General features: G+C 76.9%; 1 protein-coding gene. It reads left to right on the forward strand.

Annotation, left to right across the window (positions count from 1 at the left end; translation table 11 throughout):
- A partial coding sequence (locus C667_RS23265) for an ABC transporter permease (protein ID WP_004390053.1) occupies nucleotides 1-1,031 on the forward strand: 1,031 nt, incomplete at both ends.

Genomic DNA, 1,031 nt, shown 5'->3' on the forward strand with positions numbered 1-1,031 from the left:
TCGCCCGTGCAGCGCCGGGGGGGGCGCCCGGTGAGCGTGCCGCTGCGCCGACTCTTCCTCGCCAGCCTGCTGCGCCGCCGCCTGGCCAGCGCGCTGTCGCTGCTCGCGATCGCGCTCGGCGTGGCGCTCGGGCTGGCGGTGCACCTGATCCACGGCGCCGCGCTCGACGAGTTCGGCCGCGGCATGCGCGCGGTGGCGGGCGAGGCCGATCTGCAGGTGGTGGGGCCGCGCGACGGCTTCGACGAGGGCCTGTTCGTCACCCTCGCGCGCCGGCCCGAGGTGGCCGCGGCGAGCCCGGTGCTGGAGATCGAGGCGCGCCTGCCGGGGCGCGAGGAGAGCCTGCGCATCCTGGGCGTGGACCTCTTCCGCGTGCTGCGCGTGCAGCCCGGGCTGATGCCGCTCGCCGATGGCGGCGGTGGCGACGACGTGCGCTTTGCGGCCCTGCGGCCCGGCGTGGTGTTCCTGAGCGACGACGCCCACCAGCGTCTGAGCACGCCGGGGCGCTCCGCAGAAGGCGAGGCGCTGCCGCCGGCGCTCACCGACACCCGCATCGCGGTGCAGTCGGGCGTGCGCAGCCTGGTGCTGGAGGCGGGCGGGCGGGTGCCGGGCGCGAGCGGTGTGCTCGGCGTCATGGACATCGGCGCCGCGCAGCTGGCGTTCGGACGCATCGGCGTGTTGAGCCGGATCGACCTGCGTCTGGCCGAGGGCGTATCGCCGTCCGCGGCGCAGGCCGCCCTGTCCGCCCTGTTGCCACCCGGGATCGCGCTGCGGGCGCCGGAAGCGGCGGCGGGCGAGCTCGGTTCGCTGTCGCGCGCCTACCGGGTCAACCTGACCATGCTGGCGGCGATCGCGCTGCTGACCGGCGGCTTCCTGGTGTTCTCCACGCAGCTGCTGTCGGTGGCGCGGCGGCGGCGCGAGTTCGCGCTGTTGCGCGCGCTCGGCCTGGTGCGTGCCGAGCTCATGCGCGGCCTGCTCGCCGAGGGCGCGGCGGTGGGCGTGGTCGGCGGGCTGCTCGGGGTCGCGCTCGGCCA

The organism is Thauera phenylacetica B4P, assembly GCF_000310225.1.
GTDB classification, from domain to species: Bacteria; Pseudomonadota; Gammaproteobacteria; order Burkholderiales; family Rhodocyclaceae; genus Thauera; species Thauera phenylacetica.